The sequence below is a fragment of the Patiriisocius marinus genome (assembly GCF_008974325.1).
GTDB lineage: Bacteria > Bacteroidota > Bacteroidia > Flavobacteriales > Flavobacteriaceae > Patiriisocius > Patiriisocius marinus.
Genome location: NZ_BKCG01000005.1, coordinates 1 through 23,610, shown reverse-complemented (window position 1 = coordinate 23,610; position 23,610 = coordinate 1). Strand labels below are relative to the sequence as shown.

Below are 23,610 nucleotides of genomic sequence, written 5' to 3'. Positions count from 1 at the left end.
TTCTTTTTGAGTACAAGATGAAAAAATACTAAAAATCAAAAAAATCGTAGTGTAATTCTTCATCGGTGCTTTCTTTTTTATTTAATAGCATTAGCCCTTTAGGAGTGAATTGAATTGAAGAACCCTTGTAAATTTCATTAGTAAAAGGAATCTCCTTTATTTTAATAAACTCTTTATTGTATTTAATTATTGAAAATGGTCGAAGGGATATATCCTCTATTTTTTGATAATTTGTTTTGTGATAGATCAAAACATAAAATTCATTTTTAGTACTATTATGTAATATAGTGCCAATCCTCCCTGAATTTTTAGCAATTTCACCAGTTTTTTTACCTAAATTAATACTGTTCTCTTGAATTAAATCTAATGCTTCTGATCCAACAGAAGTATATTGAGATTCAATAATAAAAGAATTTGATAATTTGAAATCATTTATGTTGAATTTAAATATTTTATTTGAATATAATGAAAATGCATAAAATTCATTTCCCAATTGGATGTACTTCGGAGTTTCTAAGAAGATTTTTGGTTTTGAATAAATCTCTTTGTACAGAGAAGAATTTTCAGAATAACTTACATTAATAGAATCTCCAAAAAAATCACTTATTCTTGAATACATAGGTTTTTCAAAATAATTGGCATAATATTCTTTAAAATTTAAGTCTGGTTCGTTTTTATTGTATCTCCAATCGTGATATAGTATTATTTGACTTGTATTGTTAGTGAAATTTGAAATGGTTGGAGAACCGAAAATAAAAAAATCTCCATTAGTGTTTTCTAGAGGTAATTCCTTACTGTGAGTAATAGTGCCGAATCTATTTATTGCGATTATCTTATCAGCAAAGTACATTAAAATAGTATCTCTTGAGATAACCGAAATGTTTTCTACATTAGCAATTTTAGATGCAATTGGCTTTAAATTAATAGAATCTTTGTATTCTCCATTTAAATCAAAAAACTTAATTATTTTTTTAGTAACTGGCTCTGCAAAATATACTGAAAATTCATTGGCTTTTTTTGATTTTACGTTACCAACAAATACTTTTCTAGGTTCGAAGCCAGTATTAAAAATTACATTTTCAATATGATGCTCTTTTTGATTGCAGCTAGAAAAAAGGTAGCTTATGAATAAAAAGATAATAATTTGAATTTTCATTTGTTAGAGTGTAGTAATAAATACAGCAAATGGAGGGGAGATCCATTGCTGATTTATGTTTGATGTTAAATTAATATCTTCATCATCATCATCATCATCAAAGCAGTGGTTGTTTCTTCCGTTTCGCAACTTGCAAAGCAAACTAAAAGTGATAAACACATTAAATATTTCATAATTATTGATTGTTTCTTATGCAATGAATTACCATTAGGTTTGAAAACTTTAGAAACAGTTTTAAGTTAGTTGTTCCGACCAACCATTAATAATATAGCTGTGTTGATCGCCATCTACGCCGTCGTATTTCCTGCATTATTTAAACTAAGTAAAAATTATCTGGATACATTAGTTATTAGTGATTTATGGTTAACGTAAATATAGAGTCAATTACCGTACGGTAATTGTTAAAAATTTTGATTGTTAGAAATTTACCTTCTTGAATTTAAAAGAGGAAAATAGTATCAATCTTGCTTGGCTTGCTAAAAGAATAAAATCTTTAAGGAGTGAAAGTGGTTTGACGCAACTCCAGTTTTTACACGAAACAAATATTCATATAGGTAGAATAGAGCAAGGTAAAAGGGATATTTCTTTTACAACATTATGTAAAATTTGTGATTATTTTAAAATTTCTCTTGAAGATTTTTTTGCTAATGAAAGATTGCATAAAAAAAATCATAATTCATAATTCATAATTCATATTTTGTAGTATTTTTGCAGTCCAATAGAGAGGAGGTTATGGAACTATGTTAATTATACCAGTTAAAGACGGAGAAAATATCGATAGAGCATTGAAGCGTTTCAAGCGTAAGTTTGATCGTACAGGAACAATGCGTCAATTACGTGCACGTCAGGCATTCTCAAAACCATCAGTTGTGAGAAGAAAAGAAATCCAGAAGGCACAGTACATTCAGGGACTTAGAGATGCAGAAGAAATCTAGTATTCTGTTATCAATTTATATAAAACCGCTATCATTTATGGTAGCGGTTTTTTCATGGCTTATGTTTCCGTAATTTAGTCAAGTAATAAATCCAGTCACGTGTATATTAATCCATTTGTTGAGTATTTGAAATTTGAGAAGAAATGTTCTGCTCATACTACATTGGCTTATGAAAAAGATGTAGAGAATTTCCATCTATTCATACAGAGTGAGTTTAATGAAAACGATCTTTCTAAAGTTTCGTATACATTAATAAGAAGTTGGATTGTTCAATTAGTGGATAGTGGTATCACAAATAGATCAATCAATCGTAAAATTTCTTCTTTAAATACATTCTATAAGTTTTTAATTAAGACTTCGGTTATAGAAGAGAATCCCTTAGCAAAACATAGAGCTTTAAAAATTTCAAAAAATATTCAAGTTCCATTTTCCGAAAAGGAAGTAATAGAGGTTTTAGATTTGCTTTCAAAAGCAGACGATTTTGAATCGTTTAGAAATAAAGCGATAGTTGAGTTGTTTTATAGTACTGGGATGCGTAGGGCGGAACTAATTAATTTAAGGGTTGAGGATGTTTCAGTTATTAAAAAGTCGATTAAAGTATTGGGTAAACGAAATAAGGAGCGAATAGTTCCTCTTCTTTCTACAGTATTAATATCTATTAATGAGTATCTAGAATTTCGCGAGAATCTTCCAAACATAACTGATGGCGAATTTCTTTTCTTGACAGCTAAAGGAAATAAGTTGTATCCTAATTTAATTTATAGAGTAATCATAAATTACTTCAAAAAAGTTTCAGCAAAAGTTAAAAGGAGCCCTCATATTTTGCGACACTCGTTTGCGACGCATTTGCTTAACCAAGGAGCAGAGTTAAATGCAGTAAAAGAACTGTTAGGGCATACTAGTCTGGCTTCCACGCAAGTATATACTCATAATGACATTGCAAAATTAAAAGACGTTTATAAAAATACACACCCTAGAAATGAAGGGTAAAAAAAAAGTGAAATTTTTATTTAAAAATGTTGTCGGTAAGAACAAATTGTTTTAATATTGCACCCGAATTAAATGCAAGTGGTTATTTAATTTTAGCAAAATTTTTTTTCAGAAAAAGTTTGCGAGAAGGAAATAAAGTTATACATTTGCACACCGTTAGAAAAAACGGAATTTTTATACTAGATTATTTAGTGTAAAAAGGCATTAAAACGCCGATGTAGCTCAGCTGGCTAGAGCAGCTGATTTGTAATCAGCAGGTCGTGGGTTCGAGTCCCTCCATCGGCTCATTTTTCTACTAAAAAGTAGAGAATTGAAATTTTGAAAATTATTGTTTGAAGTGTAAATTTTAGACAATTTGGGGAGATACTCAAGCGGCCAACGAGGGCAGACTGTAAATCTGCTGACTACGTCTTCGCAGGTTCGAATCCTGCTCTCCCCACAAGAATATTTCGAAAGAAATATAGGTGAAAGAGAATAGTTCATAAAATTATTGAAGTTTGAAAGTTTGTTAAAAATCTTTCTATAAAAAGCGGGAGTAGCTCAGTTGGTAGAGCGTCAGCCTTCCAAGCTGAATGTCGCCAGTTCGAACCTGGTCTCCCGCTCTATTTAACCTTCACATTAGTGAGGGATTTCTTGTTTGTAGAAACGAGAACATTATAAGCTCTTAGGGTTTAAGTTTTTAAAACTTAACACTAGCGTCTATGGAGGCAATTGTTATTGCCGGTGTAGCTCAGGGGTAGAGCGTTTCCTTGGTAAGGAAGAGGTCACGAGTTCAATTCTCGTCATTGGCTCAAAAAAAATATTACAATTGAACACTAATATATAACTAAGTTTAAATAAATACAAAATGGCAAAGGCAACATATGATCGTTCGAAACCACACTTAAATGTAGGTACTATCGGACACGTAGATCACGGTAAAACAACATTAACAGCTGCTATTACTAAGGTATTAGCTGATGCTGGATATTCTGAAGCTTCGGCTTTTGATCAAATTGATAACGCTCCTGAAGAAAAAGAGCGTGGTATTACAATTAACTCTTCTCACGTAGAGTATGCGACGGCTAATCGTCACTACGCACACGTTGACTGTCCAGGTCACGCCGATTACGTTAAGAACATGGTTACTGGTGCTGCTCAAATGGACGGTGCTATTTTAGTTGTTGCTGCAACTGATGGTCCAATGCCACAAACACGTGAGCACATCCTTTTAGGACGTCAGGTAGGTATTCCACGTATCGTTGTATTTATGAATAAAGTAGATATGGTTGATGATGAGGAGTTACTTGAATTAGTAGAGATGGAGATTAGAGATCTTTTATCTTTCTATGAGTATGATGGTGATAATGGACCTGTAATTGCTGGTTCTGCATTAGGTGCATTGAACGGTGAGCAAAAATGGGTTGATACTGTGCTTGAATTAATGGCGGCTGTAGATTCTTGGATCGAAGAGCCTTTACGTGAGGTTGATAAGCCTTTCTTAATGCCTATCGAGGATGTATTCTCTATTACTGGTCGTGGAACTGTAGCTACAGGACGTATCGAAACAGGTATCGCTAATACAGGAGATCCTGTTGAGATTATTGGTATGGGTGCTGAGAAATTGACATCTACTATTACTGGTATTGAAATGTTCCGTCAAATCCTTGATAGAGGTGAGGCTGGAGATAACGCTGGTATCTTATTAAGAGGTATTGAGAAGTCAATGATCTCTAGAGGTATGGTAATTGTTAAGCCAGGATCTGTAACACCACACGCTAAGTTTAAGGCTGAGGTTTATGTGTTGAAAAAAGAAGAAGGTGGACGTCACACTCCATTCCATAATAACTACCGTCCACAGTTTTACGTACGTACTACTGATGTTACAGGTAACATTTCACTTCCTGATGGAGTAGAGATGGTTATGCCAGGTGATAACTTAACTATTCATGTTGAGTTGATCTCTGCTATCGCGATGAGCGTAGGTTTACGTTTTGCAATCCGTGAGGGTGGTAGAACAGTAGGTGCAGGACAGGTTACTGAAATTTTAGACTAATTTTTAGTCAAAAGATAAATAGTCAAAGGTGTTCCGTTTTTGCGGAACGCCTTGACTTTTATAACAGGTTTAGCTTCTGTTAGGAGTTGGGTCTTTTTAGGGGAGTTTCTATGGAAATGTTAAACCTCTAAAGCTAAATTCAATTTATTGAATTAATTATACGGGATTAGCTCAGTTGGTAGAGCACTGGTCTCCAAAACCAGGTGTCGTGAGTTCGAGTCTCCCATCCCGTGCAATTTGGAACATAGCTAATATTTAATTAGGATGTGTTTGTTCTTCTGAAATTTAGTATTTCAGAAAATACAGAAAGAATAATAAATACCTTTTACAACAATGGTAAATTATATTAAAGAGTCTTATAACGAATTGAAAAACCACGTAACTTGGACTCCTTGGGCTGAAGCTCAGCGTCTAACTGTAATAGTTGCGGTATTTTCTATAGTACTAGCTTTAGTAGTGTGGGGAGTAGATAGTGTTTTTTCAAAAGTTATTGCTTATTACTTTGATCTAATTAAATAATAAGAATGGCTGAAACTAAAAGTACAAAAAAGTGGTATGTGGTCCGTTCAGTAAGTGGACAGGAAAACAAGATCAAAGAGTATATTGAATCTGAAATTGGGAGACTTAATTTAGAGGATTATATAGAACAGGTTCTAGTTCCTACTGAAAAGGTAATACAAATACGTAACGGAAAAAAAACAAACAAAGAGCGCGTTTATTTTCCTGGTTATATCATGATTCAAGCTAGTCTTGCTGGTGAGGTACCACACATTATAAAGTCTATCAATGGTGTTATTGGTTTCTTAGGAGAGACTAAGGGAGGAGATCCTGTTCCATTGAGACAAGCTGAGGTTAATAGAATGCTAGGAAAAGTTGATGAGCTTTCTGTTAAGGATGAGAATGTAAATATCCCTTACGTTATTGGGGAGACTGTAAAAGTTGTTGATGGTCCATTTAATGGTTTCAATGGTACAGTTGAAAAAATTAACGAAGAGAAGCGTAAACTTGAGGTAATGGTTAAGATCTTCGGAAGAAAGACTCCATTAGAATTAAGTTATATGCAAGTTGAAAAAGTATAATTGTTACATGCTAGATAATAGGTTTTTTCTTTGGCTTCCACTTTAGAAGAAATCGCAAATCAAAAATTAAGAAATGGCAAAAGAAGTCAGTAAAGTAGTAAAATTGCAAGTTCGTGGAGGTGCGGCTAACCCGTCACCACCAGTTGGACCAGCTTTAGGTGCTGCCGGTGTGAATATCATGGAGTTCTGTAAGCAGTTTAATGCTAGAACACAAGATAAGCAAGGAAAAGTATTGCCAGTTGCGATTACGGTTTATAAGGACAAGTCTTTTGACTTTGTTATTAAAACTCCTCCAGCTGCAGTTCAAATTCTTGAAGCTGTAAAGATCAAAAAAGGATCTGGTGAGCCTCACGTAAAGAAGGTTGGTACTATTACTTGGGATCAAGTAAGAGCTATTGCAGAAGACAAAATGCCCGATTTGAATGCGTTCACAGTTGAAAGTGCTATGAAAATGGTTGCTGGAACTGCTCGTTCAATGGGAATCAAAACAAAAGGTGATGCACCTTTTAACTAAAAAGAATCTATAAAATGGCAAGATTAACAAAAAAGCAAAAAGCAGTTGCTGGAAAAGTAGAGGATAGAGCCTATACTGTTGCAGAAGCTTCAGCTTTAATAAAAGAAATCTCCAGCACAAACTTTGATCCTTCTGTGGATTTAGCGGTGCGTCTTAATGTAGACCCACGTAAAGCTAACCAAATGGTAAGAGGAGTTGTTACCCTACCTCACGGTACTGGTAAAGATGTAAAGGTGCTTGCATTGGTTACTCCAGATAAGGAAGCCGAAGCAACAGCAGCCGGTGCAGACTTTGTTGGATTAGATGAGTACCTCGATAAGATTAAAGGAGGTTGGACAGATGTTGACGTAATTGTAACAATGCCTAGTGTGATGGGTAAGTTAGGGCCTTTAGGTCGTGTTTTAGGACCTCGTGGTCTTATGCCTAACCCAAAGACTGGTACGGTAACAATGGACGTTGCTAAAGCGGTTTCAGATGTGAAAGCTGGTAAGATCGACTTTAAAGTTGAGAAAAACGGTATCGTTCACGCAGCAATAGGTAAAGCTTCTTTTGATGCAGAAAAAATTGCTGGAAACGCGAGAGAATTATTAACTACATTAGTAAAATTGAAGCCTCAGGCTGCTAAAGGTTTATATATCAAAAGTATATTTATGTCTAGTACAATGAGTCCAAGTGTTGAGATAGACACTAAAAGATTTACTGATCAGTAAAAACCAGAACTTATGACAAGACAAGAAAAATCACAAGTAATCGAAAGTTTGACTGCTCAGTTACAAGAAAGCCCAACAATTTATGTTGCGGATATATCAGGACTTGATGCAGGAGCTACTTCAAACCTACGTCGTGCTTGCTTTAAAGCAGGTGTGAAGTTGGCTGTAGTTAAGAATACATTGCTTGCTAAAGCAATGGAAAGTAGTGACAAGGAATTCGGTGATTTAATCGGAACTTTAAAAGGCAATACTTCATTATTATTTTCAGAAACTGGTAATGCACCAGCAAAAGTAATTAAGGAATTCAGAAAAAAATCTGATAAGCCTTTACTTAAAGGAGCATATATCGAAGAAGCTATATATGTTGGAGATGATCAACTAGAAAACCTAGTTAATATCAAATCTAAAGAAGAGCTTATCGGTGATATCATCGGATTATTACAATCTCCTGCTAAAAACGTTGTTTCAGCACTTAAGAGTGGTGGAAACACATTATCAGGACTTGTTAAAACTCTTTCTGAAAGAGCAGAATAAATTAGCACTAATAATTACAATTAATAAATTACAATTTTAAAACGATAGAAAATGGCAGATTTAAAAGATTTCGCAGAAAAATTAGTTAACTTAACCGTATTAGAGGTTAATGAATTAGCTACAATATTAAAAGATGAGTATGGTATCGAGCCTGCTGCTGCAGCTGTAGCTGTTGCTGCTGGTGGAGGTGCTGGTGGAGACGCAGCAGAGGAAAAGTCAGAATTTGACGTAATTCTTACTGCAGCTGGTTCTTCTAAACTAGCAGTTGTAAAACTAGTTAAGGAATTAACTGGAGCTGGTCTTAAAGATGCAAAAGAATTAGTAGACAACGCACCATCTCCTATCAAGGAAGGTGTTTCAAAGGACGAAGCTGAAGCTTTAAAAGCACAATTAGAAGAAGCAGGAGCAGAGGTTGAGCTTAAGTAAGCTTAACACATCCAAACCTTAAAGGTTTAGGTCATTTCATTCGTGAGATGACCTAAACCATTTTGCGTATATAAAGGTTAGTACATTTTTGAGTATACGCTCACACAGTTATTTTAATTAAATTCCGTCCATAGATGTCAGCAACGTTAACTGAAAGATTGAATTTTTCTTCTGTACAAAACAAGCCGGACTACCCGGACTTTTTGGATATCCAAATAAAATCTTTCCAAGATTTTTTCCAATTAGAGACCAAGTCAGAAGAAAGAGGCCAAGAAGGACTTTATAAGACTTTCTTAGAGAATTTCCCTATTACAGACACTCGTAACCAGTTCGTACTAGAGTTTTTAGATTATTTCGTAGATCCACCAAGATACTCTATTCAAGAGTGTATTGAGCGTGGTTTAACTTATAGTGTGCCTTTAAAAGCACGTCTAAAATTATATTGTACAGATCCTGAACACGAAGATTTCGAAACAATTGTACAAGATGTGTACTTAGGTACTATTCCTTATATGACACCTTCTGGTACATTCTGTATCAATGGAGCTGAGCGTGTTGTTGTTTCTCAGTTACACCGTTCACCTGGTGTATTTTTTGGACAGTCGTTCCACGCAAATGGAACAAAATTATATTCTGCTCGTGTAATTCCTTTCAAAGGATCATGGATTGAATTTGCTACTGATATTAATAGCGTTATGTACGCATATATCGATAGAAAGAAAAAATTACCTGTTACTACACTTTTCCGTGCAATTGGTTTCGAAAGAGATAAAGATATTCTTGAAATCTTTGACCTTGCAGAAGAAGTTAAAGCATCTAAAACAGGATTGAAAAAATTCCTAGGTCGTAAGTTAGCAGCACGTGTGTTGAAAACTTGGCATGAGGATTTCGTTGATGAAGATACTGGTGAAGTAGTATCAATTGAACGTAATGAAATTGTATTAGATCGTGATACTGTTCTTGAAAAAGATCATATCGAAGAAATAATTGAATCTGGTTCAAAGACTATTCTTTTACATAAAGAGGATAATCATTTAGCAGATTATGCTATTATTCATAATACATTACAGAAAGATCCAACGAACTCTGAAAAAGAGGCTGTTGAGCATATCTACAGACAATTACGTAACGCTGAACCGCCTGATGAAGAAACAGCACGTGGAATCATCAATAAATTATTTTTCTCTGACCAGAGATATAATTTAGGTGAAGTGGGTCGTTATAGAATGAATAAAAAATTACAGTTAGATATCGCTATGGATAAGCAAGTGCTTACTAAAGAAGATATTATAACTATTGTAAAATATTTAATTGAATTAATTAACTCTAAAGCAGAGATTGATGACATTGATCACTTATCTAATCGTCGTGTACGTACAGTAGGTGAGCAATTATCTTCTCAGTTTGGTGTAGGTCTTGCTCGTATGGCTAGAACGATTCGTGAGCGTATGAATGTGCGTGATAATGAAGTTTTTACACCTATTGATTTAATTAATGCTAAGACATTATCTTCTGTGATTAATTCGTTTTTTGGAACGAACCAACTATCACAGTTTATGGATCAAACTAATCCTCTTGCAGAGATCACACATAAACGTAGACTTTCAGCATTAGGACCAGGTGGTTTATCTCGTGAGCGTGCAGGTTTTGAGGTACGTGATGTACACTATACACACTACGGAAGACTTTGTCCAATTGAAACTCCTGAAGGACCTAACATTGGTCTTATTTCATCTTTAGCAGTATACGCTAAAGTAAATAACTTAGGATTTATAGAAACACCTTACAGAAAAGTAACTGATGGTGTAATCGATTTGAAAACTGTACCTCAATATCTTTCTGCAGAGGAAGAAGAAGGACAGATGATTGCACAGGCTAACATACCATTAAAAGAAAATGGTACTATTGATGTAGATAGAGTAATTGCTCGTGAAGAAGGTGATTTTCCAGTTGTTGAGCCAAATCAGATTAACTATGCTGATGTTGCTCCTAATCAAATTGCTAGTATTTCAGCTTCATTAATTCCTTTCTTGGAACATGATGATGCCAACCGTGCATTGATGGGATCTAACATGATGCGTCAGGCTGTACCTTTATTGATTGCAGATTCGCCTATTGTAGGTACAGGATTAGAGCGCCAAGTTGCTTCTGACTCTCGTGTACTTATTAATGCAGAAGGCGATGGTTCTGTTGTAAGTGTTGATGCTAGAGAAATTACTATTAAGTATGATCGTACAGAGAGTGCTGCAATGGTAAGTTTTGATAGTGATGAGAAGACATATCAATTAGTTAAATTTAGAAAAACTAACCAAGGAACATCTATCAACTTGAAGCCTATCGTTTCACAAGGTGATAGAGTACAAAAAGGACAAGTATTATGTCAAGGGTACGCTACCGAAAAAGGAGAGCTAGCTTTAGGTCGTAATATGAAAGTTGCTTTTATGCCTTGGAAAGGATACAACTTTGAGGATGCCATTGTAATTTCTGAACGTGTAGTACGTGAAGATATCTTTACATCTATTCATATTGATGAATATTCTTTAGAAGTTCGTGATACTAAATTAGGGAACGAAGAATTAACTAATGACATTCCTAATGTTTCTGAAGAGGCTACTAAAGACTTAGATGAACACGGAATGATCCGTATAGGAGCAGAGGTTAAGCCTGGTGATATATTAATTGGTAAGATTACTCCAAAAGGAGAATCTGATCCAACTCCAGAAGAAAAATTACTTCGTGCTATATTCGGTGATAAAGCTGGTGATGTAAAAGATGCATCTTTAAAAGCATCTCCATCATTACACGGTGTTGTAATTAATAAGAAATTGTTCGCAAGAGCAATAAAAGATAAGCGTAAAAGAGCAAAAGACAAAGAGGATATCGCTGCACTTGAAGTGAAGTATGATGCAAAATTTGATGCATTAAAAGATGTTCTTGTAGACAAACTATTTGCTATTGTTGGTGGTAAAACAGCTCAAGGTGTTACTAATGATTTAGGTGAAGTAGTATTCCCTAAAGGTAAAAAGTACACATTGAAAATGTTGAACGCTGTAGATGATTATACGCATTTAGTAGGTGGTGTTTGGGCAACTGATGATGAAACCAATCAAATGGTTGCAGATTTAATGCATAACTACCGTATTAAAGAAAATGATCTTCAAGGAAGTTTACGTCGTGAGAAGTTTACAATCTCTGTAGGAGATGAACTTCCTGCAGGTATTCTAAAACTTGCAAAAATTTATGTTGCTAAAAAACGTAAATTAAAAGTAGGTGATAAAATGGCAGGGCGTCACGGTAACAAAGGTATTGTAGCACGTATCGTACGTGAAGAAGATATGCCTTTCTTAGAAGATGGATCACCAGTAGATATCGTGTTGAACCCTCTTGGGGTACCATCTCGTATGAACATTGGACAAATCTATGAAACTGTTTTAGGTTGGGCAGGTCAAAAATTAGGTCGCAAGTATGCTACACCTATTTTTGATGGTGCAACAATTGATCAAATCAATGATTTGACTGATGAAGCAGGAATTCCAAGATACGGACATACATACTTATTTGATGGAGGAACAGGACAACGTTTCGATCAACCTGCAACAGTAGGAGTTATTTATATGCTTAAATTAGGGCATATGGTAGACGATAAGATGCACGCACGTTCTATTGGACCATACTCATTAATTACACAACAACCATTAGGAGGTAAAGCTCAGTTTGGTGGACAGCGTTTTGGTGAGATGGAAGTATGGGCACTTGAAGCTTATGGAGCATCGAGCACCCTACGTGAAATATTGACGGTTAAGTCTGATGATGTAATAGGAAGAGCTAAAACTTACGAAGCAATCGTAAAAGGAGAAGCTATGCCGGAACCAGGTTTACCTGAATCTTTTAACGTGTTAATGCACGAATTGAAAGGTCTTGGGCTTGATATCAGATTAGAAGAATAATCTTAGAACCCCGTGATTCGTCATGGGGATTTTAGACATTTTCTTCGGAAATTTTAAACATCGATTAGAATTTCCATTTCAATAACAACAAAGTTTATTTTACAGCATTATGGCAAGAAATAATAACAGAGAACAAGCAGCACCAAAATTCAATAAAATTTCTATTGGATTATCCTCTCCTGAGAAGATTTTAGCAGAGTCGCGTGGTGAAGTATTAAAACCAGAGACAATTAACTACCGTACGCACAAACCAGAGCGTGACGGTTTATTTTGTGAGCGTATTTTTGGACCTGTAAAGGATTACGAATGTGCTTGTGGAAAATATAAAAGAATACGTTACAAGGGAATCGTATGTGACCGTTGTGGTGTTGAAGTAACAGAGAAAAAAGTACGTCGTGACCGTGTGGGCCATATTAATTTGGTAGTACCGGTTGCACATATTTGGTATTTCCGTAGCTTACCAAACAAAATTGGATACCTTTTAGGCTTACCATCTAAGAAATTAGATATGATTATTTACTACGAACGTTACGTAGTAATTCAGCCTGGTATTGCTAAAAATGAAGAAGGTGATCCAGTACAAAAATTAGATTTCTTAACAGAAGAAGAATATTTAACTATTTTAGATAGTCTTCCTCAAGAGAATTTATATTTAGACGATTCAGATCCAAATAAGTTTATCGCTAAAATGGGAGCTGAGTGTCTAATCGATTTATTAGACCGTATAGACTTAGATGCATTGTCATTTGAGTTACGTCATAAAGCAAATAACGAAACTTCTAAACAACGTAAAACGGAGGCTCTTAAAAGACTTCAAGTTGTAGAGGCTTTACGTGATGCAAACAAGAATCGTGAAAACAAAGCAGCTTGGATGATAATGAAGGTGGTGCCAATTATTCCACCAGAATTACGTCCATTAGTACCATTAGATGGTGGTCGTTTTGCAACTTCAGATTTAAATGATTTATATCGTCGTGTAATTATTCGTAACAACCGTTTAAAACGTTTGATGGAGATTAAAGCTCCTGAAGTAATTTTACGTAACGAAAAGCGTATGTTACAAGAGGCAGTGGATTCACTGTTTGATAATACACGTAAATCTTCAGCAGTTAAAACAGATAGTAACCGTCCATTGAAATCTCTATCAGATTCATTGAAAGGTAAGCAAGGACGTTTCCGTCAAAACTTACTTGGTAAACGTGTTGATTATTCTGCACGTTCTGTAATTGTTGTAGGACCAGAATTAAAATTATTCGAATGCGGTATTCCTAAAGGAATGGCAGCTGAATTATACAAGCCTTTTGTGATTCGTAAGTTAATCGAAAGAGGTATTGTTAAGACTGTAAAATCTGCAAAGAAAATTATAGATAAAAAAGAACCAGTTGTTTGGGATATCCTTGAAAATGTATTGAAAGGACACCCTGTTATGCTTAACCGTGCGCCTACTCTTCACCGTCTAGGTATACAAGCATTCCAACCTAAATTAATTGAAGGAAAAGCTATCCAATTACACCCATTAGTATGTACGGCATTTAACGCCGATTTTGATGGGGATCAAATGGCAGTACACCTTCCATTAGGACCAGAAGCTATATTAGAATGTCAATTATTAATGTTGGCATCTCACAATATTCTTAATCCAGCAAATGGTGCTCCAGTAGCAGTACCTTCTCAGGATATGGTACTTGGTCTTTATTATATGACTAAACTTAAGTTGTCTACACCAGAATTAAAAGTTAAGGGTGAAGGATTAACGTTCTACTCAGCTGAGGAAGCAGTTATTGCTTACAATGAGAAGATGGTTGATTTGAATGCTCAAATTAAGATTCGAACAAAAGATTTTAATGAAGAAGGTGAGCTTGTTTATCAGATTATTGAAACAACTTTAGGAAGAGTAATCTTTAATCAAAACGTTCCAGAAGCGGCAGGATATATTAATGAGGTATTGACTAAGAAATCTCTAAGAGATATTATTGGTGGTATTTTAGCTAAAACATCTGTACCAGTTACAGCAGCTTTCCTTGACGAAATTAAAACATTAGGATATAAGTTTGCATTTGAAGGAGGGTTATCATTCTCATTAGGGGATATTATTATTCCTGCAGAGAAGTACCCAATGATTGATGAAGCGAACGAAAAGGTTGATGGAATTAGATCTAACTACAACATGGGTCTTATTACTCAAAACGAACGTTATAATCAAGTAATTGATATTTGGACAGCAACCAATGCGGCGCTTACGGAGTTATCAATGAAGCGTATTAGAGAAGATCAACAAGGATTTAACTCGGTATATATGATGCTTGATTCTGGAGCTCGTGGATCTAAAGAACAGATTCGTCAGCTTACAGGTATGCGTGGATTAATGGCAAAGCCTAAGAAATCGAATAGTGGAGGAGGAGAAATTATTGAAAACCCAATTCTTTCTAACTTTAAGGAAGGACTTTCAATTCTTGAATACTTTATCTCAACTCACGGTGCACGTAAAGGACTTGCCGATACAGCCCTTAAAACGGCCGATGCAGGTTACTTAACTCGTAGACTTGTAGATGTTTCTCAAGATGTTATTGTAAACACAGAAGACTGTGGTACCCTAAGAGGTATTGAGGTACAAGCTTTAAAGAAAAATGAAGAAATAGTTGAAAAACTTAAAGCAAGAATTGTTGGTCGTACTGCATTGAATGATGTAGTTAATCCATTAACGAAAGAGGTACTTGTTGAAAGCGGTCAACATATTGATGAAGCTATAGCAGCTAAAATTGAAGCATCTCCAATTGAATCAGTTGAAGTACGTTCTGCATTAACATGTGAAGCGCAAAAAGGTATTTGTGCTCAATGTTACGGTAGAAATTTAGCTACTAATAAAATGGTACAACGAGGGGAAGCTGTTGGTGTTGTAGCTGCACAGTCTATTGGTGAACCAGGAACACAGCTTACATTACGTACATTCCACGTAGGAGGTATTGCAGGTAACATTTCAGAAGAAAATAAACTTAAAGTTAAGTTTGATGGTAAAGCTGAAATAGAAGATTTGAAAACAGTTAAAGGTCAAGATAGTGAAGGGAATGATATTGATATCGTGATCTCTCGTACATCAGAGCTTAAATTGATTGATAAGAAAACTGGTATTACATTAAGTACTAATAACATTCAATACGGTTCTACTATCTATGTAAAAGATGGAGATATGCTTAAAGCTGGTGACATTGTTTCACAATGGGATCCATATAATGGTGTAATTATTTCAGAATTTGCAGGTAAGATACGTTACGAAAATATTGAACAAGGTATTACGTATGCTGTAGAGATTGATGAACAAACTGGTTTCCAAGAAAAAGTAATTACAGAATCTAGAGATAAGAAAAAGATTCCTACGTTACAGATATTAGGTAAAAAGGATGAAGTGATTCGTTCGTATAACTTACCAGTAGGGGCTTTAATTCAAGTTGATGATAGTGAGAAAATTAAGATTGGAAAAATCTTAGTTAAGATTCCACGTAAATCTGCGAAAGCGGGTGATATTACAGGGGGTCTTCCACGTGTAACTGAATTATTCGAAGCACGTAACCCTTCTAATCCTGCTGTCGTTAGTGAGATTGATGGAGTTGTTTCTTTCGGAAAAATCAAACGTGGTAACCGTGAAATCATCGTTGAGTCTAAGTTAGGTGAAGTAATGAAGTACTTGGTTAAATTAAGTAACCAGATACTAGTACAGGAAAATGATTATGTGAGAGCTGGTATGCCACTTTCAGATGGATCAATTACTCCTGAGGATATTTTAAGAATTAAAGGGCCATCAGCAGTTCAGCAATACTTAGTAAATGAAGTACAAGAGGTATATCGTTTACAAGGTGTGAAGATTAATGATAAGCACTTTGAGGTAGTAGTTCGCCAAATGATGCGTAAAGTACGTATTGTTGATAGTGGAGATACGCTATTCCTAGAAAATCAACTAGTTCATAAGTCAGATTTTATCATAGAAAACGATAAGATTTTCGGTATGAAAGTGGTTGAGAATGCTGGTGATTCTGAAAACCTTAAAGAAGGACAGATTATTACAATGCGTGAGTTGCGTGATGAGAATTCTATTTTGAGAAGAGCAGACAAAACTTTAGTAGAAGCAAGAGATGCCGTTAACGCAACAGCAACTCCTATTCTGCAAGGTATTACGAGAGCGTCGTTACAGACTAAATCGTTTATTTCTGCTGCATCTTTCCAAGAGACAACTAAAGTGTTAAACGAAGCTGCAGTAGCAGGTAAAATAGATACACTTGAAGGTCTTAAGGAGAATGTAATTGTAGGACATAAAATCCCTGCCGGTACCGGTATGAGAAAGTATGATACTATAATTGTAGGGTCAAAAGAAGAGTTAGAAGCAATGACTCAAGAAAAGCAAGAAGTTAATTATAACTAATCGATAGTAATATCGTTCCTTAATAAAGGTTAAGGCTTGTAAATTATATTTGAAAATCCCGTGACAATCGTTTCGGGATTTTCTTTTTTATATACCTTTAAGGCTTAAGGCAGTGCCGAAATATTAATTGTTTTCTAATTATTTAACACATTAATATTTCAGAATAAATCTATTAAAATAACATTATTAATTCATCAGTTTTACTGAAGTAATAACGCAAAATATGGAAGAAAATAAAAAACCAAAACAAGGCCAAATTAATATAGAACTAGACGCTGATGTGGCGCAGGGTATCTACAGTAATTTGGCAATTATCAACCATTCTCAATCTGAGTTTATAGTTGATTTTGTGTCAATTATGCCTGGTATACCTAAGAATAAGGTTAAATCTAGAATAATATTAACCCCAGAGCATGCAAAGCGATTAGTGAAAGCATTACAGGAAAATGTGTCGCGATTTGAGCAACAACATGGTGTTATCAAAGGGCAGAAGCAGCCTTCTATTCCAATCAACTTTGGGCCAACAGGAGAAGCCTAATACATGTTTATTATCTAATAATTTAGACAAGGAAAAACCCGCATATTTAATGCCTATTTGGATTACATATGCGGGTTTATTTATACTGTTAATTTTTCAAACTATGCTTTAGCTTTTTCATTTTTCTCAAACTCACTTACAAAATGAAGCTTTACATTTGGGTATTTACTTTGTGTCATCTGTAATGTAAAAGCTGAATCTGCAAAGAATACCAACTGCCCTCTTTTGTCTTTCGCTAGGAATTTAGATTTAACCCTTTTGAAATCTTTAAACTCGTCACTTTTAGGGTCTTTAGGTTCTACCCAGCAAGCTTTATGAACATTAAGGTTTTCATAACGACAGGTAGCACCGTATTCGTGTTCTAGTCTATATTGAATTACTTCAAACTGTAGCGCTCCTACAGTACCAACAACCTTACGTCCATTAAGTTCTAAAGTAAATAATTGTGCAACTCCTTCATCCATTAATTGATCAATTCCTTTTTCAAGTTGTTTGCTCTTCATTGGGTCTGCGTTATTAATATACTTAAAGAACTCGGGAGAGAAGCTAGGGATGCCTTTGTATTTCATTTCTTCCCCTTCTGTTAGTGTGTCTCCTATTTTAAAATTACCGGTATCATGCAAGCCTACAATGTCTCCTGGGTATGATACATCCACAATTTGTTTCTTTTCTGCAAAAAATGCGTTTGGGCTTGAAAATTTCATCTTCTTACCATTGCGTACGTGCATGTAATTAGTATTTCTTTCAAAAGTTCCTGATACAATTTTCACAAAAGCTAAACGGTCTCTGTGTTTAGGGTCCATATTAGCATGTATTTTAAATACAAAACCTGAAAATTCTTTTTCCTCTGGTTTAACTAGTCTTGTGTTACTTGACTTTGGTTGTGGTTTAGGTGCTATTTGGATAAAACAGTCTAGTAACTCTCTAACACCAAAATTATTTAACGCTGAACCAAAAAATACGGGTTGTAATTCTGCAGCCAAGTAAGCAACTCTGTCAAATTTAGGGTATATACCTTCAACAAGTTCCAGCTCTTCTCTCAACGTTTCTGAGGCTTTTTCACCTATTAGCTCGTCTAATTCTTTATTAGCAAGATCTTCAATCTCTATGGTTTCTTCTATATTTTTACGGCTATCTCCACTAAAGAGGTTAACATTCTTTTCCCAAATATTGTATATACCTTTAAAATCGTAGCCCATACCAATAGGGAAGGAGAGTGGTGTTACTTTAAGATGTAGTTTTTGTTCAATCTCATCAAGTAGTTCAAAAGCATCTTTTCCTTCACGATCTAATTTATTCACAAAAACGATCATTGGAATATTACGCATTCGACAAACTTCAACTAATTTTTCTGTTTGTTCCTCAACACCCTTTGCAACATCAATAACAATAATAACACTGTCTACGGCGGTTAGTGTTCTAAATGTATCTTCAGCAAAATCTTTGTGTCCAGGGGTATCTAATATGTTTATTTTTATTCCATCATATTCAAATGCCAAAACGGAAGTTGCAACCGAGATACCACGCTGGCGTTCAATCTCCATAAAGTCACTTGTAGCTCCCTTTTTTATCTTGTTACTTTTAACGGCTCCGGCTTCTTGAATAGCACCTCCAAATAATAATAGTTTCTCGGTAAGTGTTGTTTTACCTGCATCTGGGTGTGATATGATACCAAAGGTTTTACGTCTATCTATTTCTTTTTGTAATGACATTTTCTATAAAATTATACCACAAAGATAAGTTTAGTTTGTGAAAGGTTAAACTTCTTTATCGAACTAATGTTTAAGTAAATTGCACCGAATTGAGGGAATTTACCTACATATTAAGTTTGATAACAGAAATGTACAAATACACTTTATCGAATATATTTGTACTTAATCGTTTATACCTGTGTGTTAATAATTTGTTAAGCTATGTTGATATTGCTTGTTTTAAATTTTAACATATGTTTTAATTATTTTTTAAATAAATGAAATAATAGGTGATAATGATTTAGTGTAATTTTGATTGTGAAAGTAATTTTTCCTACAACCACAATAGGTATAAATGCGTGGTTTTACTGCAATTTTGCTTAGTGTAGTGACTGCGGTTCCTACAACATTTATAGTGAATATTAAGGTAAAATAGTATTTGAACGAGTATTTAATGCTCTTTAGCTAATACCCCTATATTAATAGAATGTGTAGGCTTTTATGCTCTTATATTTGCGTTATCTAAAAGAATAAACCTTTATGGAATTAATATTTCATATAAATTAATTACTATGTATAAAACTATTACTCATCTTAACATTAACTGGAACGCAGTCTTGTTCTCGATTGTTGTTTTGTTTTCATCAAGCTTATTTGCGCAAATAGGAACTCAGTCTCCTTCAGTGCAAAGTGGTGTAACATTTCAATGGAATGATATACAGGATATCAACTTTAATGGCGATATAGATACATCAGAGAATAATAGACCTGCATCAATACGCTCTATTATAATTAACGACGGTAATGAGGCTACTGTGTTTGATAAATTTGCAATTCCTACTTTTTATCAATTGACACGATTAGGGAACGGTGGATCTGTAATAAATCATTCTCGAAATCACTTATGGTTAAATGGAGTGCAAATTGTGAGTACTAGTGCTACGGCAACTTTAAATGTAAATGATAATAATTTATGGGATACTAGTGCAATAGCTGCATTTCAAGATAAAAACTTAAATCACTATTTTGAAGCTAATCCTGTTGGTAGAGATATTTGTGGTGATTTTGATGCTGCTAATGGTACTAATGGAGTGCCGGAGACTGATGCTCAATTACAAACTATATTTTATGACCCTGCGCTTCCTTCTAATGAAGGAGGTGTTTTAGCGGTTACGGAAAGAGGTGGAAACAACTGTTATTATATAAGAATGATTGGAATACCAGCAGGTGGAGGTTCTGAGCAGGTTTTAGGTGACACTTTTGTTAATAATGATGGGCAAGATTATAGAAATTTAGGATATAGCCCTCCTTTGGGTAATTCTGATTATTGGAGTTCAGGACGTGAATATGAAAATAGCCAAGATATAGCGATTGCACTTTTTCAATTAAGTGATGTTGCTCCTACGGGTTCTTTTATTACTAGAATTGAGTTTGTTGCTGCTACTAGAGATCACGGTGATGGTAAATTCTTTATACTACAACGTTATGCAGAAGATTTAGAGAAATATGGTTGTGAAGACTCAATTTTTAATGGTGATATAGCTGAAGAAAATAATGTCCCTGAAACATCAGTATATAGTGTAGAATCTGCACCTTCTCCAGCTGGAGCAGTGCAGTCATTTAGTTTAAACGCGGATGGAACTTATACACTTGTACCTACTCCTGGTTTTGTGGGTGTAATCAGTTTTGATTATGGGGTTTGTTTACCGGCTCCAAATGAAGTAATTTGTGATACGGCAACGATAACTGTTGAGTTTTATCCTTTACCTGATCCTGCTGTTGTAGAAGTGAGTTGTCCAGGTAATAATAATGTTGCTCAGATTACAGTTGTTTCTCCATTAGGATCACAATACGAGTATTCTTTAGATGGTGGAGCTTTTCAAGCATCTACAGTTTTTCCTAATATAGGAGAAGGTTCTTATGAGATTACAGTGAAAAATATAAATACTGAATGTGAAAGTGATGTTTCTACAACAGTAACTTTTATAGAAGTAGAAATAGGAGCAATAACAGACGTAGCTTGTTATGGAGCTAGTACTGGTGCTATTAATATTAACGTAAGTGGTGGAACTGCTCCTTATACATATGCTTGGAGTAATGGAGCAACTACAGAAGATTTAGAGAATGTACCTGCTGGGGACTATACGGTTACAGTAACAGGGGCAAACGGATGTTCTGATTCTGATACATATACTATAGGTCAGCCAGCTGAAGATATTGTAATAACAGGAGTTGTAACTGATGTTTCTTGTTTTGGCGCTTCTACGGGAGCGATTGATATATCTGTTTCAGGTGGGACGTCAGGATATACTTATTCTTGGGATAACGGTGCAAGTACTCAAGACATAACTAATTTAGCTGTAGGTCAATATACTATTGTAGTAGAAGATGCTAATGGTTGTGAGAAAGAAGTTAGTTTTTCTGTTTCTGGTCCAAATGAAGGATTAAATATTTCATTTACTAAGGTAGATGTATTGTGTAATGGTGCTAGTACGGGATCAGTAAATATTACTGTTTCTGGTGGAACTGCTCCTTATACATATGCTTGGAGTAATGGAGCGGCTACAGAAGATGTTTCAAGTCTTCCGGCTGGTAGTTATTCAGTAATAGTTACTGATGCAAAAGATTGTACATTAGCTCAAAATGGAATAAACATAGAAGAGCCGTCATCGCCAATAGGTATTGTAATTACTAAGGTAAATGCGACTAATGCTCAAGGATGTGCTGATGGAGAAGCTACTGCGTCTGCTAGTGGTGGAACAGGACCATATACTTATCAATGGAGCGCTAGTGCTGGTAGCCAAACAGGTGCTACGGCTTCAAATTTACCATCAGGAAATCATACTGTTGTTGTAACAGATGCAAATAATTGTACTTTGGAACAAACGGTTGTTATCGATTGTTCAAATACTTGTGATCAAGTAATTGCGGTAGATAATGTAACTAATGTGTTGTGTACTTCTGATACAACAGGTTCGGCAACGGTAAGTGCTAGTTCGATTGCTAATCCATCTGCTACTTATACTTTTGTGTGGAATACTGTTCCAGTGCAAACTGACGCTGGAGTAACTTCTAGTACAATTAGTGGTCAAGGTGCAGGTGTGTATACAGTAAGTGTAACAATAGATGGTACGGTATGTTTACCAGTTGAACAAAGTGTAACAATAACAGAGCCAACAAACGCATTAGATGTTAGTGCCTCATCAACAGATGAGAGTGGACCAACAACAAATGATGGAACTGCAACTGCTAATGTTTCGGGAGGAACACCAGTATATGCATACTCTTGGGCTCCAGGAGGTCAAACTACTCAAACAATAACAGGTCTTGATGAAGGGACGTACACTGTAACAGTTACTGATGCAAATGGATGTGTGTCGACTGCAACAACTGTTGTGAACCCAGGAAGTTGCCAAAACTTAGCTGTAACTGCTACACCTTCCGGTGTAACTTGTAATGGTGATAGTGATGGTACTGTAGATGCTACAATAACAGGAGGTTCAGGAAACTTTACGTACTCTTGGGATAATGGAGCGACAACAGAAGATATTTCGGCACTAGCAGGAGGTGTTTATACAATTACAGTTACAGATACAGTTACTTTATGTACAGCTACAGCAAACGCAACAGTTATAGAGCCAAATGTTTTAAGTTCAGGTATTGCAGTTAATAGTGTGCTTTGTTTTGGAGAATCAACTGGTTCATTAGATTTAACAGTTTCAGGTGGAACAGCGCCTTATAGTTTTGCTTGGAGTAATGGAGCAACAACAGAAGATATTAATACGCTTTCAGCTGGAGTTTATAGTGTTGTCATTACAGATGTTAATGGGTGTAGACTTAATGATAGTGCAGAAGTTTTAGAGCCGGCCGCTGAATTAACAGCGCAGGTTGACTCTCAAGTGGATGTTCTTTGTGGAGCGGAAAGTAGTGTGACTGTTTCGGCACAAGGAGGAACACTTCCTTATAGTTACAGTCTAGATGGTGCAACTGGTCAAGCTAATGGAATTTTTACAGATTTAGCGGCAGGAACTTATGTGGTAACTGTTGTAGATGGTAACGGTTGTACTATTGATGTTGATATTGATATCTTATCAAATTGTACAGATGCTATCGATGATATTAACGATACATTTATTAATGTAGCTGTTGACGGCAACGTATTGACAAATGATGAAGACGAAGAAGGAAACACTCAGGTGGTAACATCAAATACACAACCATCAAATGGAAGTGTAGTTGTTAATCCTGACGGAACATACACTTACACACCTGCTACTGATTTTGTAGGAACTGATATGTTCACATATACTATATGTGATGATGGAACGCCACAAGCTTGTGATACAGCAAATGTTGTCATCGAAGTTTCAGATATTCCAGTGAATGATCAGAACAATCCACCTGTAGCAAATAACGATACAAACACAACGGAAGTTGGCGAGCCAGTAGATGTTGTAGTGTTATCAAATGATTTTGATCCTGATGGAGATATGATTGCTGTAACGCCAGGTTCGGTAACAGATCCAGCAAATGGTACAGCAGTTCTTAATCCTGATGGAACAGTAACTTACACACCAGATCCTAATTTTACAGGAGAAGATACTTTCACATATGAAATTTGTGATAATGGTTCTCCAGTAT

17 protein-coding genes and 5 tRNA genes are annotated in these 23,610 nt (G+C 35.3%); 19 read left to right on the top strand and 3 right to left on the bottom strand.

The window, feature by feature from the left end; genetic code table 11:
• Positions 1-28: 28 nt before the first annotated feature.
• Positions 29-1,156 (bottom strand): hypothetical protein, encoded by a 1,128-nt coding sequence (locus GBH57_RS10070; protein ID WP_151674373.1) that lies wholly within the window; start codon positions 1,154-1,156, stop codon positions 29-31.
• 3 nt (positions 1,157-1,159) lie between these two features.
• Entirely contained in the window at positions 1,160-1,285 is a 126-nt protein-coding gene (locus tag GBH57_RS16300) for a hypothetical protein (RefSeq protein WP_262714255.1), read from the bottom strand.
• Positions 1,286-1,589: 304 nt separating this feature from the next.
• Between GBH57_RS16300 and GBH57_RS10065 the strand changes: the two genes are divergently transcribed.
• The 18 genes from GBH57_RS10065 (at position 1,590) to GBH57_RS09980 (ending at position 17,278) form a co-directional block, all read left to right on the top strand.
• Complete coding sequence (locus tag GBH57_RS10065; RefSeq protein ID WP_235904688.1) at positions 1,590-1,838, top strand: helix-turn-helix domain-containing protein; 249 nt, start codon at positions 1,590-1,592, stop codon at positions 1,836-1,838.
• A gap of 58 nt (positions 1,839-1,896) precedes the next feature.
• A complete protein-coding gene (gene rpsU / locus GBH57_RS10060; RefSeq protein WP_151674372.1) occupies positions 1,897-2,091 on the top strand; it encodes a 30S ribosomal protein S21 in 195 nt (64 codons plus the stop codon).
• A 99-nt stretch (positions 2,092-2,190) separates the two neighbouring features.
• Positions 2,191-3,081, top strand: coding sequence for a tyrosine-type recombinase/integrase (locus GBH57_RS10055; protein WP_151674371.1), 891 nt, complete (start codon positions 2,191-2,193; stop codon positions 3,079-3,081).
• Between the two features lie 211 nt (positions 3,082-3,292).
• Positions 3,293-3,366: transfer RNA gene (locus GBH57_RS10050), tRNA-Thr, on the top strand.
• Positions 3,367-3,438: 72 nt separating this feature from the next.
• Positions 3,439-3,520, top strand: a tRNA-Tyr gene (locus tag GBH57_RS10045).
• Between the two features lie 90 nt (positions 3,521-3,610).
• Positions 3,611-3,683 (top strand) — tRNA-Gly (locus GBH57_RS10040).
• 117 nt (positions 3,684-3,800) lie between these two features.
• Positions 3,801-3,872: transfer RNA gene (locus GBH57_RS10035), tRNA-Thr, on the top strand.
• Between the two features lie 56 nt (positions 3,873-3,928).
• Entirely contained in the window at positions 3,929-5,116 is a 1,188-nt protein-coding gene (gene tuf / locus GBH57_RS10030) for an elongation factor Tu (RefSeq protein ID WP_151674370.1), read from the top strand.
• A gap of 160 nt (positions 5,117-5,276) precedes the next feature.
• Positions 5,277-5,349, top strand: a tRNA-Trp gene (locus GBH57_RS10025).
• A 100-nt stretch (positions 5,350-5,449) separates the two neighbouring features.
• Entirely contained in the window at positions 5,450-5,635 is a 186-nt protein-coding gene (gene secE / locus GBH57_RS10020; protein WP_151674369.1) for a preprotein translocase subunit SecE, read from the top strand.
• A 5-nt stretch (positions 5,636-5,640) separates the two neighbouring features.
• Positions 5,641-6,195: a transcription termination/antitermination protein NusG gene (gene nusG / locus GBH57_RS10015; RefSeq protein WP_151674368.1), complete on the top strand. Its 555-nt coding sequence runs from the start codon at positions 5,641-5,643 to the stop codon at positions 6,193-6,195.
• A 73-nt stretch (positions 6,196-6,268) separates the two neighbouring features.
• Complete coding sequence (gene rplK / locus GBH57_RS10010) at positions 6,269-6,709, top strand: 50S ribosomal protein L11 (protein ID WP_151674367.1); 441 nt, start codon at positions 6,269-6,271, stop codon at positions 6,707-6,709.
• Between the two features lie 14 nt (positions 6,710-6,723).
• Positions 6,724-7,419, top strand: a complete 696-nt coding sequence (gene rplA, locus GBH57_RS10005; protein WP_151674366.1) for a 50S ribosomal protein L1 — start codon at positions 6,724-6,726, stop codon at positions 7,417-7,419.
• A 12-nt stretch (positions 7,420-7,431) separates the two neighbouring features.
• Positions 7,432-7,953, top strand: coding sequence for a 50S ribosomal protein L10 (gene rplJ / locus GBH57_RS10000; RefSeq protein ID WP_151674365.1), 522 nt, complete (start codon positions 7,432-7,434; stop codon positions 7,951-7,953).
• Positions 7,954-8,004: 51 nt separating this feature from the next.
• On the top strand, positions 8,005-8,379 hold the full coding sequence (gene rplL, locus GBH57_RS09995; RefSeq protein ID WP_151674364.1) for a 50S ribosomal protein L7/L12: 375 nt from the start codon (positions 8,005-8,007) through the stop codon (positions 8,377-8,379).
• A 134-nt stretch (positions 8,380-8,513) separates the two neighbouring features.
• Complete coding sequence (gene rpoB, locus GBH57_RS09990; protein ID WP_151674363.1) at positions 8,514-12,326, top strand: DNA-directed RNA polymerase subunit beta; 3,813 nt, start codon at positions 8,514-8,516, stop codon at positions 12,324-12,326.
• Between the two features lie 109 nt (positions 12,327-12,435).
• On the top strand, positions 12,436-16,740 hold the full coding sequence (gene rpoC, locus GBH57_RS09985) for a DNA-directed RNA polymerase subunit beta' (protein ID WP_151674362.1): 4,305 nt from the start codon (positions 12,436-12,438) through the stop codon (positions 16,738-16,740).
• Between the two features lie 223 nt (positions 16,741-16,963).
• Positions 16,964-17,278 (top strand): DUF3467 domain-containing protein, encoded by a 315-nt coding sequence (locus GBH57_RS09980; protein WP_151674361.1) that lies wholly within the window; start codon positions 16,964-16,966, stop codon positions 17,276-17,278.
• 101 nt (positions 17,279-17,379) lie between these two features.
• On the opposite strand, the gene GBH57_RS09975 is transcribed toward GBH57_RS09980, so the two are convergent.
• Positions 17,380-18,990 (bottom strand): peptide chain release factor 3, encoded by a 1,611-nt coding sequence (locus GBH57_RS09975; protein ID WP_151674360.1) that lies wholly within the window; start codon positions 18,988-18,990, stop codon positions 17,380-17,382.
• 551 nt (positions 18,991-19,541) lie between these two features.
• Between GBH57_RS09975 and GBH57_RS09970 the strand changes: the two genes are divergently transcribed.
• A partial coding sequence (locus tag GBH57_RS09970) for an Ig-like domain-containing protein (RefSeq protein ID WP_151674359.1) occupies positions 19,542-23,610 on the top strand: 4,069 nt, incomplete at its 3' end.

Excerpts from the sequence above, each read along its gene's own strand:
- GBH57_RS10070 (WP_151674373.1), bottom strand. The coding sequence starts at position 1,156 with ATGAAAATTCAAATTATTATCTTTTTATTCATAAGCTACCTTTTTTCT.
- rpsU (WP_151674372.1), top strand. The coding sequence starts at position 1,897 with ATGTTAATTATACCAGTTAAAGACGGAGAAAATATCGATAGAGCATTG.
- tuf (WP_151674370.1), top strand. The coding sequence starts at position 3,929 with ATGGCAAAGGCAACATATGATCGTTCGAAACCACACTTAAATGTAGGT.
- secE (WP_151674369.1), top strand. The coding sequence starts at position 5,450 with ATGGTAAATTATATTAAAGAGTCTTATAACGAATTGAAAAACCACGTA.
- nusG (WP_151674368.1), top strand. The coding sequence starts at position 5,641 with ATGGCTGAAACTAAAAGTACAAAAAAGTGGTATGTGGTCCGTTCAGTA.
- rplK (WP_151674367.1), top strand. The coding sequence starts at position 6,269 with ATGGCAAAAGAAGTCAGTAAAGTAGTAAAATTGCAAGTTCGTGGAGGT.
- rplA (WP_151674366.1), top strand. The coding sequence starts at position 6,724 with ATGGCAAGATTAACAAAAAAGCAAAAAGCAGTTGCTGGAAAAGTAGAG.
- rplJ (WP_151674365.1), top strand. The coding sequence starts at position 7,432 with ATGACAAGACAAGAAAAATCACAAGTAATCGAAAGTTTGACTGCTCAG.
- rplL (WP_151674364.1), top strand. The coding sequence starts at position 8,005 with ATGGCAGATTTAAAAGATTTCGCAGAAAAATTAGTTAACTTAACCGTA.
- rpoB (WP_151674363.1), top strand. The coding sequence starts at position 8,514 with ATGTCAGCAACGTTAACTGAAAGATTGAATTTTTCTTCTGTACAAAAC.
- rpoC (WP_151674362.1), top strand. The coding sequence starts at position 12,436 with ATGGCAAGAAATAATAACAGAGAACAAGCAGCACCAAAATTCAATAAA.
- GBH57_RS09980 (WP_151674361.1), top strand. The coding sequence starts at position 16,964 with ATGGAAGAAAATAAAAAACCAAAACAAGGCCAAATTAATATAGAACTA.
- GBH57_RS09975 (WP_151674360.1), bottom strand. The coding sequence starts at position 18,990 with ATGTCATTACAAAAAGAAATAGATAGACGTAAAACCTTTGGTATCATA.